14 protein-coding genes are annotated in these 14,710 nt (G+C 42.2%); 4 read left to right on the top strand and 10 right to left on the bottom strand.

The genetic code is table 11. The features are described 5' to 3' along the window. Positions 1-3 precede the first annotated feature (3 nt). The 8 genes from VMW78_02980 to VMW78_02945 form a co-directional block, all read right to left on the bottom strand. Complete coding sequence (locus VMW78_02980) at positions 4-987, bottom strand: hypothetical protein (GenBank protein HUV49973.1); 984 nt, start codon at positions 985-987, stop codon at positions 4-6. 85 nt (positions 988-1,072) lie between these two features. Next, positions 1,073-2,707, bottom strand: coding sequence for an SLC13 family permease (locus VMW78_02975; protein HUV49972.1), 1,635 nt, complete (start codon positions 2,705-2,707; stop codon positions 1,073-1,075). Positions 2,708-2,880: 173 nt separating this feature from the next. Then, positions 2,881-3,396: a hypothetical protein gene (locus VMW78_02970; protein HUV49971.1), complete on the bottom strand. Its 516-nt coding sequence runs from the start codon at positions 3,394-3,396 to the stop codon at positions 2,881-2,883. Then, positions 3,396-3,767: a response regulator gene (locus tag VMW78_02965; GenBank protein HUV49970.1), complete on the bottom strand. Its 372-nt coding sequence runs from the start codon at positions 3,765-3,767 to the stop codon at positions 3,396-3,398. Before VMW78_02965 ends, VMW78_02970 begins: the two co-directional genes overlap by 1 nt. 329 nt (positions 3,768-4,096) lie before the next feature. Next, the gene (locus VMW78_02960) at positions 4,097-4,660 is read right to left on the bottom strand and encodes a response regulator (GenBank protein HUV49969.1); all 564 of its coding nucleotides are present in this window, start codon (positions 4,658-4,660) and stop codon (positions 4,097-4,099) included. Next, positions 4,657-6,024, bottom strand: a complete 1,368-nt coding sequence (locus VMW78_02955; GenBank protein ID HUV49968.1) for a sigma-54 dependent transcriptional regulator — start codon at positions 6,022-6,024, stop codon at positions 4,657-4,659. Before VMW78_02955 ends, VMW78_02960 begins: the two co-directional genes overlap by 4 nt. Positions 6,025-6,037: 13 nt before the next feature. Beyond that, positions 6,038-7,153: an ATP-binding protein gene (locus VMW78_02950; GenBank protein HUV49967.1), complete on the bottom strand. Its 1,116-nt coding sequence runs from the start codon at positions 7,151-7,153 to the stop codon at positions 6,038-6,040. Next, positions 7,140-7,304 carry a hypothetical protein gene (locus VMW78_02945; protein ID HUV49966.1) on the bottom strand — a complete coding sequence of 55 codons (165 nt, stop codon included), beginning with the start codon at positions 7,302-7,304 and terminating at the stop codon, positions 7,140-7,142. The genes VMW78_02950 and VMW78_02945 overlap by 14 nt, the downstream gene beginning before the upstream one ends. Positions 7,305-7,574: 270 nt before the next feature. On the opposite strand from VMW78_02945, the gene VMW78_02940 reads away from it, so the two are divergent. The 4 genes from VMW78_02940 to VMW78_02925 all read left to right on the top strand — a co-directional run bounded on the left by VMW78_02940 (position 7,575) and on the right by VMW78_02925 (position 11,691). Further along, positions 7,575-8,966 (top strand): sigma-54 dependent transcriptional regulator, encoded by a 1,392-nt coding sequence (locus tag VMW78_02940; GenBank protein ID HUV49965.1) that lies wholly within the window; start codon positions 7,575-7,577, stop codon positions 8,964-8,966. A 298-nt stretch (positions 8,967-9,264) separates the two neighbouring features. Next, a complete protein-coding gene (locus VMW78_02935; GenBank protein ID HUV49964.1) occupies positions 9,265-9,534 on the top strand; it encodes a CBS domain-containing protein in 270 nt (89 codons plus the stop codon). A gap of 181 nt (positions 9,535-9,715) precedes the next feature. After that, positions 9,716-11,002: a sulfite exporter TauE/SafE family protein gene (locus VMW78_02930; protein HUV49963.1), complete on the top strand. Its 1,287-nt coding sequence runs from the start codon at positions 9,716-9,718 to the stop codon at positions 11,000-11,002. A gap of 2 nt (positions 11,003-11,004) precedes the next feature. Then, positions 11,005-11,691: a hypothetical protein gene (locus VMW78_02925; GenBank protein ID HUV49962.1), complete on the top strand. Its 687-nt coding sequence runs from the start codon at positions 11,005-11,007 to the stop codon at positions 11,689-11,691. 57 nt (positions 11,692-11,748) lie between these two features. Here the strand turns inward: VMW78_02925 and VMW78_02920 are convergent, their stop codons facing one another. Continuing rightward, positions 11,749-13,125, bottom strand: a complete 1,377-nt coding sequence (locus tag VMW78_02920; protein ID HUV49961.1) for a sigma-54 dependent transcriptional regulator — start codon at positions 13,123-13,125, stop codon at positions 11,749-11,751. Positions 13,126-13,163: 38 nt separating this feature from the next. Further along, the gene (locus tag VMW78_02915) at positions 13,164-14,675 is read right to left on the bottom strand and encodes an ATP-binding protein (GenBank protein HUV49960.1); all 1,512 of its coding nucleotides are present in this window, start codon (positions 14,673-14,675) and stop codon (positions 13,164-13,166) included. Positions 14,676-14,710 lie beyond the last annotated feature (35 nt).

The raw sequence follows: 14,710 nt of genomic DNA, 5'->3' as shown, positions 1-14,710 counted from the left end.
TCCCTAACAGTGTGCCAGGTATAAGAATATACCTACAGGAACAGTTGCAAGCCTTGCCCACATCTTATTTCTTTGACAAAATTCCGTTATTGCATTAGGCTTTTTACTTGGATTGGTGACACGGCCAAGTATTAGATTTAAAAGAAAATTTAAAATAAATATGATCATGGAAACAGCTAACATCGACCTTCCAAGTTCAGAGAGACTGATTCCAAACAGGTTATATGCTTCGATCTTATCTGCAAATGCATCAACATATGAACCCTTTGCTTCAAAGCCTTGTTCAAACTTGAAAGAAGCAGCAATATCTTCAATCAGACTCTGATATACGGCTACGTCATCTGCTGCATAAAGATTAATATCAAGATAGACCAGGTGAGTCCGTCCCATAAACACCCAGTGGAATTCTTTTGCCTCATGTTCCCCGAAAAGTAGATAGTTGCAGGTAAAACTGAAATCATTTCTATCTTTATTCAGGACCGGAGTGCCTACGGTAACATCTTTTGCACCTTTTTCAACGAGTCTTTTTTCTATCTGCGCTATGAAATCCTTAATCACACCAGGATCAAAAAAATCATCTGTTTCAAGGCGATCAGTAAAGACCTTAAAGCGCTTTTTCTCATGTTTGTATGTCCTTACGCCAAAAAGAACAAGGCCTTTTGCTGTTTGGGCTGTATCATCTAAATACACAAACGTCTTGTCATACTTTTCTACGGCATCCTTACACCATTTGAGATGCTTTGGATCAAACAAACTCTTTTCCAGCCAATCCTGCGAAATCTCTTGAACACCGGATGGCATGGCCAAAGAAAAGTGAGCGCTGTCATCCGCATACAGGCTGCCTCCTGCACCATAAAGTGTGGAGGGAACAAGCGCCGTCAAAAGGAAACACAGCCCTGTCAGACACTGGACTATCCACGCGGAATACCCGGCATTGCGCCTTGACCGGATAACACCTGCTGTTTTTTTTATTATACTTCCTGACATCTCAATCCTTGTTTAAGGTCGATGTTTCTTTTATTAAGATAGAGGCCCTTTTTGCAAAGGGCCTCTATTGCCCCCCAAAGTATGTTTATGGTGCTATTGCAGGCCACGGCAGGAGCTGCCAGTACCCGAAAAAGCATACCACCCAGAGGATAAGTATGGATATGAAAACAAACGGCACTCCGTACTTGATAAAGTCAAACGGGGTGAGGAGCTGCTCGCCTGTTTCCGGATGTTTGGCCATACCATAAGCTATAGCGTTATTTACAGTACCTACGATCATGCCGTGGGCATAAGAAGACCCGAATGAACAGGCAAGTCCCACCTTCCACAGATGCACACCGCCGATAGCGGCCATAGGCAGAACCACAGGCCCCAGAGCGCCGACTGCTGCGCCGTCACTCATGAAGTTGGTAATAATTGTGGTGATAAGACTTGCGGCAAGTACAATACCCATGCCTTTGTGGAAATACTCCGGCAGTATTCCTACAAATGTCTGGGCCAGCCACACACCCGCGCCTGTATTATTCAGGGCAACACCCATGGCGCACGCTCCGGCATAAAGTGCTACAACATCAAAGCGCACCCTCTTCTGAACATCTTCCCATGTCATCAGGCCTGTGACCAGGATCCAAAAGACTATAAACATGCTCGTACCGCCAAGGCCGAACTTCCCGCTAAAAACCATCCATAAAACAACCTGTGCTCCAAACAAAACGGCCATGGTAAGCTCTTTTCCTCTAATAGGCCCCATACCCTCAACACCCTTTTTCATTATATGACCCAGGTCCATCTTAAGCGCAGGCCCGGTCTTTCTGGCCATGGCAAAATATACCCAGAAGGCGCAGGCAAGAGCAAGAGGCGGCACCACAGGCAGGCCGTACATCATCCATGTGAGAAAATCCATGGGCAGGCCATAGGTTGAGAAATAACCGATCATTATAGCTGATCGGCCTCCAACAGCAGGCGATCCTGATCCGCCCACGTTTCCGGCAAAACACAGCCCCAAAAACAGGCAGCAGGCAAGGGCATGAAGCTCTTTCTTGTTACAGCCTGCTTTTTCCCCGGCCAGATATACCATGCACAGGATCGGACACATAAGTGCAACCAGCGCGTGTTCTGAAAGAAAGCCCGCAATTACGGCTAAAACAGGAAAAAAGATAAAACAATAACCCTTGAGCCCCTTTATCTTACCCAGGAGAATATTACCTATCCTCCTGTCAAGCCCTGTTACCCCGACTGCTGCGGCCAGGATAAGCACGCCCAGGATAAAAAATACCGCATCCTTCATGTAGGCTTTTGATATCTCATTGATAGGCAGAATAAGCCAGATATACAGAACAAGACCGATCAGGATATCCGTACATGCCAGGGAGATCGCCTCCGTACCCCAGAGAAAGGCGATGGTAAAGAGCATGGCCACGCACAACTTCAGCTTCCAGGCCACCTCTTCCGGCGTGTATCTGTCTGCGCCCTTTTTTTTCATAAGACTGTTGAAAGAATCAACAAAGTTGGTTGTTCCGGACTTATACTTGGCGCCCAGCACTTTATCCTTCTGCACGAGGTTTACCATGCTCTGCGGAACGGGTATCACATAAGCCACAGTAACAAAAAAGATGATTAAACCCAGTATGATACCAGGCTGAAATCCGGGCGCCCCTTTCCACCATTTCCCGGAAAAAGGTTTGTGCTTTTCTACCGGTGCTGTTACTCCATGTTCCATTTTTGTTTTCCTCCTTTATATGTTTATATTTTCTTAACTTTTATCCTTAATGAAACCCTTATGCTTCAAAAAAGAGGCTGGATTAAAGGCTTAAGTCAAAGTAACTTAAACATCCTGCATCTTATCTTCATGCTGTCTTTGGTCGATCCAATCCATCTATTTTGAATTGAGTCCTAATTAACAAAGAGCTGTCTTTTCCTATATACATAATATCCGAACAGACACATAAGTGTAATAGGCGCCAACGGATCAAATGAACCGGACGATATGATCGCGATAAGATTATTGACGACCCCGAGAACCAGAAATATTATATATACGCTCCACGCATGTCTCTTTAACCTTAAGAATCCATTAAATATATAAATACTTATTCCGGCATGGAGCAAATGGATCATAATTGCCGGCCACCCTGAAAGTGCCAATCCTATAAATCTGACCGGCATTTTGGAAAAAGCCGCACAAACACAAAATATGCCGCTGACAAGCATGATTCCCCCCAAAAGGGTAATCCCCATAGGTTTTCTTTTGTACATTCTCCTTTGCGACACATTACACCCCATCTGGGTATTATCTGTTTTTTGAGATAGACATTTGATCTCCATTGTCCCGACATTTCCCACCATATCACCTCCCCCCACTGATATCACCGTTGCCTGTTTATCTGGCCGAAGAGGATATCCGGTCATTACTCCCCTTTATCCCCCAAGTTCTTTTTAATAAGCTCCTTTAAGTAGTTCATGTCCACCGGCTTTGACAAATAACCCGTGCAGCCCATGCTTTCTGCGGTCTGTTTTTTACCCCACGCAGGATAGGCTGATATCATAATCACAGGTAGTTGCCTGTTGATAGCCCTGAGCTTTGCCAGCACCTCGATTCCGTCCATCTCCGGCATGCAAACATCGACGATAGCCAGATCAAATGGCCTGTCTGCGGCAAGTCGAAGCACTGCCGCTCCTGAGCCTGCGCACTCAACATCATAACCCGCTTTGCCCAGCACCCGTTTTAAGAGCACCTGCATGTTCTCCTCATCATCCACGACCAGAATCTTATACGCCATAAGCTTCTTCCATATACCACCACCCTGGTCCTCCCGCAGCAGAGAAAGAGGGCATTTCAGACTTTTTTACGAAACCATCAACTTTTAAACTCATTATTTATTGTAAAGCAGAAAGTGTACCAAAGAGGAGGGCTAACGATTCAAAACGATAACATATTGTATTAACAATTAATTATCAATGGTGAGGCACGCTGGACTAATATAGGAAGAGTGTATTTTCGTTTAGAATAATGGACACTGTCCATTTAGTTGGACACTGTCTATATATATTTTCGTTCATCAAAACATTTTACTCCGAATCAGGGTAAGCGTTCACGGAACGTGAACGGCTATGCATCAGGATAATACCTTTTGATGCATTCAGGACATATTCCATGAGAAAAATCTATTCCCGACATTTTTTGGTTGAGATACTCTTCAATAGAAACCCATGCACACTTATTGTGTTCCCTTTCATAACGTATTTTCTTGCAATGCATGCATATCGGAAGATTAGATTCATATATCTGCAGGCGTCTTTCAGCTCTTTTCGATTGTATGGCTCTTTCAATAACAAAAATAAGCTCTTTCCCAAGATTCGCTGTTTTTTCAGCGACAAAATCGTCCGCTCCTATCCGCATTGCCTCAACCGCTGTCTCAACACTTTTTGTATTGGACAAAATTACAATGGGAACACAATTATTTCGAAGCCTGACATTTTCTATCAATTCCAGGGCATTCATCTTCGGGATGTTTAAGCCTGTGACAAGAATATCATATTTCAGCCCTGTCACGTTTTGCAGGGCGGCCTTGCCGTTTTCCACGCATGTAACCTCATATCCGCCGCCTTCAAGAAAAGATGTAACCGTACGGACGATTAAGGGAGATTCATGGACAAGCAATGATTGTTTCATAATGATTTCTCAATGCCAAAAGCGCATATTTTATTATATAATGAACTTCGACTTATTCCAAGAATCCTGGCAGCCATTGTCTTATTGCCGCTTGTCTCTTCCAATGCCTTTAATATGGCTTTCCTTTCCGCATCCCGGCCAGCGGCTTTGATTGAGGTTTTAAACGGTTCCAACTGCTTGGTTTTACAGGGCATTGTTTGTCTGACAGGCAATGAAAGCGCAGCTTCATCAATAAAAGGACCAGCGCTTAGAAGTACCGCACGCTCCATGACGTTCTCAAGCTCTCTGACATTTCCAGGCCATGAATTTTCCATGATGGCGCGCATGGCATCCGGCGTGATATCGGAAAGTTTTTTGTCATAAATAGCAGCATATTTTAGCATAAAGTGATATGCAAGCGCAGTTATATCGGACATTCTTTCTCTCAAGGGAGGCATATCCACGGTGACCACAGCCAGCCGGTAGTAAAGATCCTTTCGAAAACCTCCCTCATGCATTGCTTGCTCAAGGTCTACGCTTGTAGCTGCTACCACCCGCACATCTCCTTCAATACTGGCAATGCCGCCTACCGGTCTTACCTCTTTTTCCTGAAGCACCCGGAGCAGATTCAACTGCATGGCCTGAGAGATTGTCCCGATCTCATCTAAGAAAAGCGTGCCCTTGTCTGCCGCAATAAACAACCCTTTTTTATCTTTAACCGCTCCGGTAAATGATCCCTTGACATGGCCGAAGAGTTCGCTTTGCAAAAGATGTTCAGGAAAAACGCCGCAATCCACAGCTATAAAAGGTTTGTCTCTCCGGCTGCTCAGGTTGTGGATAAGCCGGGCGATCAACTCCTTACCGGTACCGCTTTCTCCCTGGATCAGGACTGTCGCCTGGCTGTCTGCCACCCTGGCAATGAGTTTCAACACATCCTGCATGGCGTTGCTCTTTCCGATAATCTTTTTAACTCCATCTTTGTCTTTCAGCTTCTCGCGGAGTCGTTTGACCTCATTACGAAGTTCGCAATATTTTAAGGCCTTGCCTGTTACCAGAAGAATATCATCTTTGCGGAAAGGCTTGGTCAGATAGTCGAATGCACCTGTCTTCATAGCCTCAACCGCAGATTCGATAGTGCCGTAAGCCGTGATTACAATAAAAGGAATGTCCGAATATCCGGCTTTTACCTCCTTTAACAGATCCATGCCGCCAAGGTCAGGCATCAAAAGATCAGAAAATATCAGATCAAAGTCATTCTTTTCCAATAGACTGATCGCCTCGGTTCCACTGGCCGCGGTTCGCACCTCATGCCCCTGTTTTGTGAGAATTTTTTCAAACAGCTTGAGCATGTGCTGCTCATCATCCACCACTAAAATCTTCGCCAACACCGTATCCACCTCAATCTTTTATCGGAAAATAAAGGCTGCATATAGTTCCTGCTCCCTTTTGATTCTCTATTTTAATTTTTCCCTTGTGGTCTTCCATGATACGCTGACAAACAGAGAGCCCCAACCCTGTCCCCTTGCTCCCCTTGGTAGTAAAAAAGGGATCAAAAACACGATCAAGAGCCTTTTCAGATATCCCGTTACCTGTATCTGATATGCTGACCTGTATCCAATCGCCGGGTCCCGACAACCGCTCTTTGTGTACAAGACCGATACCAAAAGCGAGAACACCCGCATCAGGCATTGCTTGAATAGCATTAATCATCACATTAAGGAAAACCTGCTGGATAAGCTGTGGATCAAGCTTGACACGAGGGAGTCTTGTTTCAAAATCCTTTTTTATATTCACCTTGTTTTTCTTGATTCTGGGGGTCAGCAATACAATTGAAGATTCAAGAAGTTCAACTATGTCTACAGGAATCCTCTCAGGGGGCTTTAACCTGGCAAAGTCCAAAAGGTTTTTTACCACGTCTACACACCGGGCTGTCTCTTTTTCGATAATTTTGATCGGTTCAATCAAAGGATCTTTCAAAGGAATCTCATCTAAAATATCCTGGACAAACCCGAGGATAATGCCAAGGGGATTGTTGATTTCGTGGGCAATACCGGCTGCCAGCTCTCCCATGAAGGCAACCTTGCTGGATCGATGAAGCTGATTCTGCAACATATTTCGCTCTATAAGCAGCCTGCGGCATAGCTCCTCATCTTCCCTTGCTTTTGCTTCCCGGATCCGCCTGGCAGTTACGTCCCTGACAATTATAAGAAAATGCCGCGTCTTCCGGTAATCAAAGGGGGCAAAAGAAACATTTGCCGTGAATATCTCACCATTTTTTTGCTGAAGATCAATATCAACCTCGGTCGTCCTTTCGATATCAGGCAAACATGAGAAAATATATCGCTTTTGTTCATAAGTCGCGCAAAATTTTTGCAGATTGTTTTTCAAAAATTCCCGCCGGGCATACCCGATACGCTTTTCCAACCATTTGTTGGCGAAAATTATACGGCCTTTGCTGTCTACGATCAACAGGGAAAGGCGCGCCTCTTCAATCATGGTCTTAAACAATGGCATCTCCGTATCTTCCTGCATGTCTGCAGGCGAAAAGCTGGAATCCAAGTGCTAAAATTACTATACAACACCCCGGCATAACCTTGCAACAGGCAAAACCGGCAATCTCACCACAAAAAACGATTTTTCTCCTGAATCGATCTTTTTCTTGCATTAAAACCATTTGCGATTATAATCAATAAGTTTGGAAAGAGTTTTTGATGAACTATTAATATCTGACCCAAATTAATCTCCAAAACCGACTTAAACTCACCAGAGTTGCTCTGACAATTGTCTGGAAAAGGGGAAGGCACAGGCTTAGGTCTTTCTGTAAGTCACGGCATCGCAGCGAAATATGAGGGGACGATTTCCTGCGAAAGCAATACATCTATAACCCAAAAGGAACCACTTTTAAAATTACACTTAGGATTAAACAGGACTAATTATGGATGGAAGAATTTTAATAGTTGACGATGAAAAAGACATGCTTGTCCTTTTAAAAAGAATACTTACAGAAAAAACCAACCATATTGTTGAAACAGAATATGATCCTTTGAAAGTAATAGAACTGTTGAAAAAACATCAATTTGATATCATAATAACTGATTTGAAAATGCCAAAGATGGATGGGATAGCTATTCTTGATATGGCAAGAAATATTCAACCCTCTGCTATTGTGGTAATTATGACAGCATATGCCACTATTGAAACCGCTGTAGAAGCAACCAGAAAAGGCGCTTTTGACTATATATCCAAGCCATTCCGTAAAGAACGGATACTTATAACAATTGACAAGGCCATGGAATGGCAAAAGCTCGCCCAGGAAAATATAACTCTGAGAAATTCTCTTAAGCAAATAAAAGAATTTCCTCCAATTATCGGCGCAAGCCCCTCTCTTTTGTCAATTACAAAAACGATTGTTCAGGTAGCCGAATCAACAGCTACGATTCTTATAACCGGAGAAAGCGGCACAGGAAAAGAACTGGCAGCAAAAGCTATTCATTATCACAGCAACCGTAAAGACAAGCCCTTTATAACGGTCAACTGTACAGCCATGCCTGAACAAATAATAGAAAGCGAACTTTTTGGTCACGTCAAAGGCTCCTTTACGGGCGCATGGAAAGATAAAAGGGGAATTGTTGAAGAGGCGGACCAGGGCACTCTTTTCTTGGACGAAATAGGAGATCTGAACATGGCCATGCAGGCCAAATTGCTTCGGCTCCTGCAGGAAGGGGAATACAAGCCGGTTGGAGGTCTAACAACAAAACAAGCAGATATCCGTTTTGTAGTTGCAACCAATCAGGATCTTAAAAAGCTGATAGAAGCAAAACAATTTCGAGAAGATCTTTACTACAGGCTAAATGTTATCAATCTACACATGCCCCCTTTAAGGGATAGAAAAGAAGACATCCCAACTTTAGCATATCATTTCCTCAAAAAATTCAATTCGTTAAACGATAATAAAATAAGTACTATTGCCCCCGAGGCAATGTCGGCGCTAATGTCTAAAACCTGGCCTGGAAATATCAGGGAACTGGGAAACTGTATTGAGCGCGGGGCACTTCTCTGCCAATCCGATATTATTAAAATCTCAGATATCTTGCCACAAGAACCTGTAGTGCATACTTCGCCTGTTTTTGATCACAATATTTATACACTTCCATTTAAAGACGCAAAGGAAATAGTTATAAAGGCTTTTCATAACAGATATATTTATTGGATCCTTCAACAAAATAAGGGTAATATTTCCAAGGCTGCCGAGCAGGCTGACCTGCAAAGACAATATCTCCACAGACTCATAAAAGAAGAGAATATTAACGCTGAAATATTTAAGTAACCTTCCAAATTTTATTGATGTAACCTGATTGTTTCACCATCCTAACTTATTGGTATTTCATAATCTATCTGTATAATCTTCATTCCTGCACACCGATTACTGCAACCTGATTGTTTACAGAAAGTTTAAAACCCAAACACAATTAATAAAATCAATAAGCAATTAATAATTATTACAGGTAATTAAGATTTTATTCCCGCCGACTGATTTTTTGGCACCTGTATTGCTACTTAATAATAGTTTGTAACAGTTCATCCTCTAAGGCCCAAAGAAGGAGACCCTTTCAACAAGGAATATAATGGAACAACTAAAGGTTAAGGATATTTCTCTCCTCATGGATGAAAATCTTTCCATAAGGCCATCTGTTTCTGTAGAGGACAAGATTACAGATGCAATTGAAGTCATGCTTAAAAACGACCTCGACTGCATTGCCGTGACAAGCAAAGATAAAATACTCGGCATGATAAAATTGGAAGATGCGCTTAAAGTAATCGGATTAGAAGGTGACCTGAAAAAAAGGGCAGCAAAAATTATTGTCAGACATGGACGTAAAATTATAATAAAGTAATAGGCATATTTTTTTAATGACCATTATCAAATTTAAACAATAAGGAAGGGAGGGGATAAAATACAATAAGACAGCTTGCAGATGGTTCATTTCTAAACAAAATGTACAAGTTCAATATTTGTCTTAATCAAACAAATATTGAACATAATTATAAAATCAGTGGAAAAGGAGAAATATTGCTATGAATTTCTTTAAACAATTGGGCAGTTTTATGATGATGGGCGCAAGGGCCCATGCAAAATGGGAGCTTGATGTTTCCAATACAATACTTGGAGACAAAAAGCGGCTTATTATTCTTGGCCTGCTTGCCATTCCTGCAATACTGGGTGGTATTGCTTTTGCAGATCAAATCGGCGGAGCCCTTCCCGCACTGCTTGGAGGCAAAAAGGCTTACAGCCCGGCTTTTTACAGTACAGGTATCTTTGTCGTATCAATCCTTATTGGAATGGGTGCGGGCCTGATTACCGGCTGCATCGGAGCCGGCGGTGGATTTATCATCGCGCCTGCCCTTATGAGCGCGGGTATCAAAGGTATCCTTGCAGTTGGAACCGACCTCTTTCATATCTTTGCCAAGGCAATAATGGGAAGCGTAATCCACAGGAAGTTAGGAAACGTATCAGTGCCTTTGGCCATGGTCTTCCTTATAGGTGCCATCATAGGAGCCACGGCCGGCGGAATTCTTAACCGCGTACTTTACGAAATCAACCCGGTACTCAGCGATGCATTTATCACGACTGTCTATTCAGGTATGCTTGGTTTTCTGGGTATTTATTCTATGGTTGACTTTCTCAAGGCCAGAAAGGCTCCTGGTGCGGCAGATGAGGGCGCACATGGCGGAAAAAGCGAAGGTGCTGATCTGGGCGGCCTTCCTAAAAAACTTCAGGCCGTAAAAATACCTCCTTTGGTTAAATTTGATTTTGACCTTGTACAGGGAGGCAGAGGCATTTCATGGGTATTCCTGGTAGCCAGCGGCGCGCTTGTCGGACTTGCGGCAGGCATTATGGGCGTTGGCGGCGGCTTTCTGACCTTTCCCATATTTGTCTATGTCTTAGGTGTTTCATCCATGACAACCGTTGGAACCGACATTTTCCAGATCGTTTTCACGGCAGGTTATGCATCAATAAGCCAGTATGCTATTTACGGCTTTATCTTTTATACACTCGCTATGGGCATGCTCCTTGGCTCCCTTCTGGGAATCCAGATAGGTGCATTGGTAACAAAGGTCGTTCCCGGAATCACGATCAGAGGCTTTTATGCTATGGCTGTCATGGCTGGTTTCGTTAACCGTGTCTTTGCCCTGCCCGCAAAACTTAACGCAATGGATGTTATCAAAATTAATCCAGGACTCGCAAGCGTACTTGAAAGCATAGGTGTCTGGGCATTCTTCGTTGTAATAGGAGCGTTTTCTGTCTGGGTAATCGGAACGTTTCTGGTCAACATTCCAAAACTTAAGGGAGAGGGGGTGTAATCATGATTGCTCATAAAAAAGAATTTTACGGCGGTGCTGCATTATTTGTGGCGTTTTTTGTTGTCTTGTTTATAATATTTTCACCTGTCTTTAATGGACAGAACGGCATGCAATATCTGGATTCTCTGTATAACTCAATCTCCAAAGGTTCCGCATACTATATTCCTAAGGTAAAAAAAGAAACAGACACATTTATAGGAAATACTGTAAACATGACCCTTAAAATGGCGGATGAAAAGCAGGCGCAACAGACAGCTCTGCTGCTTACAAAAGCTGGCGCAAGAGCAGACGTATCAGGAGCCCAGCTAAATGTATCCGGCGATCTTGGCAATATACTTGCGGCCTGTCTGACAGATTCAGACAGCATGTATAATAATGACGGAGCGACAGTCTCAGACAAGTACGGTTACAACGAGAGACAGGCTCTTTATAACTGGTGGACGGCTCTAAAGGCAGCAGATAAAAACTTGAAAAAGCAGAAGCTGTTTAAAGAAGCCAAGGTCGTTGCATTGGCTATAAAGAAGGTTGTTGAAACTTCTTATAATTACTATACAATTGAACCACAAAAAATTACCGACAAAATGGGGATCGTTATATTTTCTCTGGTTTTCTATGTGTTTTACACGCTGTGGTATGGTTTTTCCATTTTATTCATGTTTGAAGGATGGGGACTGAGACTGGAACATTAAATTAATTTACATATATATTTAATTGCAGGGCCATATCGGGCCCTGCAATTTACGCCCTTATCCCAAAGTTTCCATGATACCGTATTTTTTTGTCTTTCTCCACAAAGTTGTTCTTGGGATATCAAGAATTTTTGAAGCCCTTGCCTTATTATAATTAGTGGCCTCAAGCACCCTGATTATATGTGCTTTTTCTTCTTCATAAAGGGAAAGCAGCTCTCTGTTTTCAACTGTCTCTACTACCAGGTGGTCAAGATCCTCAGGCAGTTCGTTTTCATCAATCCAGACTCCTTCTCCCAGAGCAATGGCGCTTGAGACCATGTGTTCAAGTTCTCGGACATTCCCTGGAAAAGAATATTTCATTAAGACCTCTTTGGCTCGTTTTGAGAACCCTTTAATCCTTTTATTGTAAAGCCTGTTGTATTTATCTATAAAATGCTCTATTAGCAGAGATATGTCTTCTTTCCTTTCCCTGAGTGAGGGAACGCGTATTTTGACTACCTTTAAACGAAAATAAAGATCCTCTCTAAACCGTCCGGCCTTGATTTCGTTTTCCAGATCTTTATTTGTGGCTGATATCACCCTTATATCAAGGTCAACCGGATGAGATCCACCTACTCTAAGCAGCTTTTTCTCCTGAATTACCCTGAGCAGCTTTACCTGCATGGAAAGAGGCATTTCCCCTATTTCATCAAGAAAAACAGTTCCGCCCTGAGCTGCCTCAAGCAAACCAACCTTAATGCTTTCTGCGCCTGTAAAAGCCCCCTTTTCATGGCCAAAAAGTTCATTGGCTATCAACTCCTCTGTAAAACTGCCGCAATTAAAGCTGATATAAGGTTTATCCTTTCTGGGGCTGCCAAAATGTATGGCCATTGCAGTTAACTCCTTGCCTGTTCCGCTTTCGCCCTGAATAAGAACATTACAGTTCACCTTGGAAACCTTTTGAATAATTTTAATCAACTCACGTACAGGAGAACTGACACCAATAATTTTTCTCACATTATCTTTTTTAAGAAGATCCTCTTTAAGACGCTTGTTTTCATGGACCAGAAGCACTTTATCAGCAGCACGCTTTATTATCAGCATAACCTGTTCAGGAGTAAAAGGTTTTTCAAGGTAATAAAAAGCACCTCTTTTAACTGCTTCAACCGCCTTTTCTATTGATGCATAGCCTGTAATAATTATAACTTCGGTTTTGGGATAATTTTCCTTGATCTTCTCTAAAATCTGCATACCATCCATTTCAGGCATGCGAAAATCGGTTAGAACAATGTCAAAAGGCTGGTTTTCCATTCTTTTGATTGCTTTGATGGGGTTTATAAAGGTTTCAACCTGGTAGCCACTTTTACCAATTTTTCTCTGCAAATTTTGCAAAACCAGAGGCTCATCATCAATAACCGCAATACGCATCAATATGTTTTCATCGTTTTTTTTCAACGATAAATTTCCTCCAACAGCAATTTGCTTTTATTATCTCAGGTTTTATTAAAATCCGCAGGAATATTTCTAGAAGGGAGAGTTACGGTAAATCTTGTATATTTTCCTTCTTCGGTTTCAAGATTGATCTGTCCACCGTGCATTATAATGATTCCATGTGAAACAGAAAGACCAAGCCCTGTACCTTTACCCGGTCCTTTTGTCGTAAAAAACGGATCAAATATATTAGGCAGAATATGGGCAGGTATTCCACATCCATTATCTTCTATCTGAACGGCCAGGAATCCTGATATTTCAGATTCTTTAACATTTATTATAATTTTTCCATTTTTGTCAACAGCATCTAATGCATTAAGGATTAAGTTTAAAAATACCTGCTTTAATTGCTGGGTGTCACCGCGGATTTTGGGTAGGTTGGGCTGAATTTGAGTTTCTATTTTTGCTCCGGAAACTTTTACCTGATTGAGCGCCAGCTTAATAGTATCGTTAACCAACGCTCCAAGATCAAGAGGTTCAGAAACAGATTCGCTTTCTCTTGCAAAATCCAGAAGATTGCGAACTATACTCCTGGACCTGTTGGCTTCGCCAATAAGATCGTTTAGCATTTCAAGTAGTTCATCTTCTGACAACTCCTTATGATCCTCAAGCATTGCATGTGCCGTGAGCATTATATTGTTAAGAGGGTTGTTTAATTCGTGAGCAACCCCGGCTGTCAGAGTTCCAACTGCTCTAAGTTTATGTGATTCCACCATCGCAGCTTCGTGTGATTTAAGTTGCTTAAGCATACGATTAATAGCCACCTCCACTGTCGTAAACTCATCACGGTACTTACGAATTGGTTTAAGCGGTGAAAAATCTCCTTTTGCTATTCTCTGAGTGCATTCAATTAGATGTTTAAGCGGTTTTATCAATCTTTGCACAAGAAAACGTGCAACGAATACTCCTATTAACAAAACAACTACAAGGCTGTAAAGGGGTATTCTCTGGATAAGGTGAAGCATTGCATTCATGGAATCCTGCTCCTTATAAACCAGAGCAGCCGCTACCTTAACCATTTCAGCGCCATATTTTCTTAAGGAAGTCTCAATTTTGCTCTTTTTTTCACGACTATCAATCCTGTTTTTCTCCAAAAGCATAAGTTCCTGCAACAGACTACTGTATCTATCAAGATGCTCAACAATAGTTTCTGTCTGTTCTGCAGATAAAACAGTTATTAATTTCTGCAAGTTCTGTGATAAAAGGGATTTTGCATTATAAGCGCATTGAATCGCATTTTCGAGATTAGTGCCATACAAAAAGTAATTTTTTTCCCATCTCCTTGCCTGTTCAATTTCAAACAGGTATCTTTCAGAGGCTTGAACAAAGTACAGTTTTTTCTGTATCCTGTTTATGGCTATAACTGAACCTACAATAATTGCTATCGAAAATAAGGAAAAAAAAATGAACACCAGAGACATGTGCAAACGAAAGCTAAATTGCGGTCGTTCAAGCAACCCCCTGTCAGCAGTAGTCAAAGCAAACTTTTTTTGAAATATCTTTTTTTCCTGCATGGTTTTTAGGTCTCAGAGCATTTAACATATAAGGC

The organism is Anaerolineae bacterium, assembly GCA_035529315.1.
Lineage (GTDB): Bacteria > Desulfobacterota > Desulfobacteria > Desulfobacterales > ETH-SRB1 > Desulfaltia.
This window is presented reverse-complemented; position numbering and strand designations above follow the sequence as displayed.

What these genes read in the sequence shown, in the direction of transcription:
- VMW78_02980 (HUV49973.1), bottom strand. Translation starts at nt 987, where the DNA reads ATGTCAGGAAGTATAATAAAAAAAACAGCAGGTGTTATCCGGTCAAGG.
- VMW78_02975 (HUV49972.1), bottom strand. Translation starts at nt 2,707, where the DNA reads ATGGAACATGGAGTAACAGCACCGGTAGAAAAGCACAAACCTTTTTCC.
- VMW78_02970 (HUV49971.1), bottom strand. Translation starts at nt 3,396, where the DNA reads ATGACCGGATATCCTCTTCGGCCAGATAAACAGGCAACGGTGATATCA.
- VMW78_02965 (HUV49970.1), bottom strand. Translation starts at nt 3,767, where the DNA reads ATGGCGTATAAGATTCTGGTCGTGGATGATGAGGAGAACATGCAGGTG.
- VMW78_02960 (HUV49969.1), bottom strand. Translation starts at nt 4,660, where the DNA reads ATGAAACAATCATTGCTTGTCCATGAATCTCCCTTAATCGTCCGTACG.
- VMW78_02950 (HUV49967.1), bottom strand. Translation starts at nt 7,153, where the DNA reads ATGCCATTGTTTAAGACCATGATTGAAGAGGCGCGCCTTTCCCTGTTG.
- VMW78_02945 (HUV49966.1), bottom strand. Translation starts at nt 7,304, where the DNA reads ATGCAAGAAAAAGATCGATTCAGGAGAAAAATCGTTTTTTGTGGTGAG.
- VMW78_02940 (HUV49965.1), top strand. Translation starts at nt 7,575, where the DNA reads ATGGATGGAAGAATTTTAATAGTTGACGATGAAAAAGACATGCTTGTC.
- VMW78_02935 (HUV49964.1), top strand. Translation starts at nt 9,265, where the DNA reads ATGGAACAACTAAAGGTTAAGGATATTTCTCTCCTCATGGATGAAAAT.
- VMW78_02930 (HUV49963.1), top strand. Translation starts at nt 9,716, where the DNA reads ATGAATTTCTTTAAACAATTGGGCAGTTTTATGATGATGGGCGCAAGG.
- VMW78_02925 (HUV49962.1), top strand. Translation starts at nt 11,005, where the DNA reads ATGATTGCTCATAAAAAAGAATTTTACGGCGGTGCTGCATTATTTGTG.
- VMW78_02915 (HUV49960.1), bottom strand. Translation starts at nt 14,675, where the DNA reads ATGCAGGAAAAAAAGATATTTCAAAAAAAGTTTGCTTTGACTACTGCT.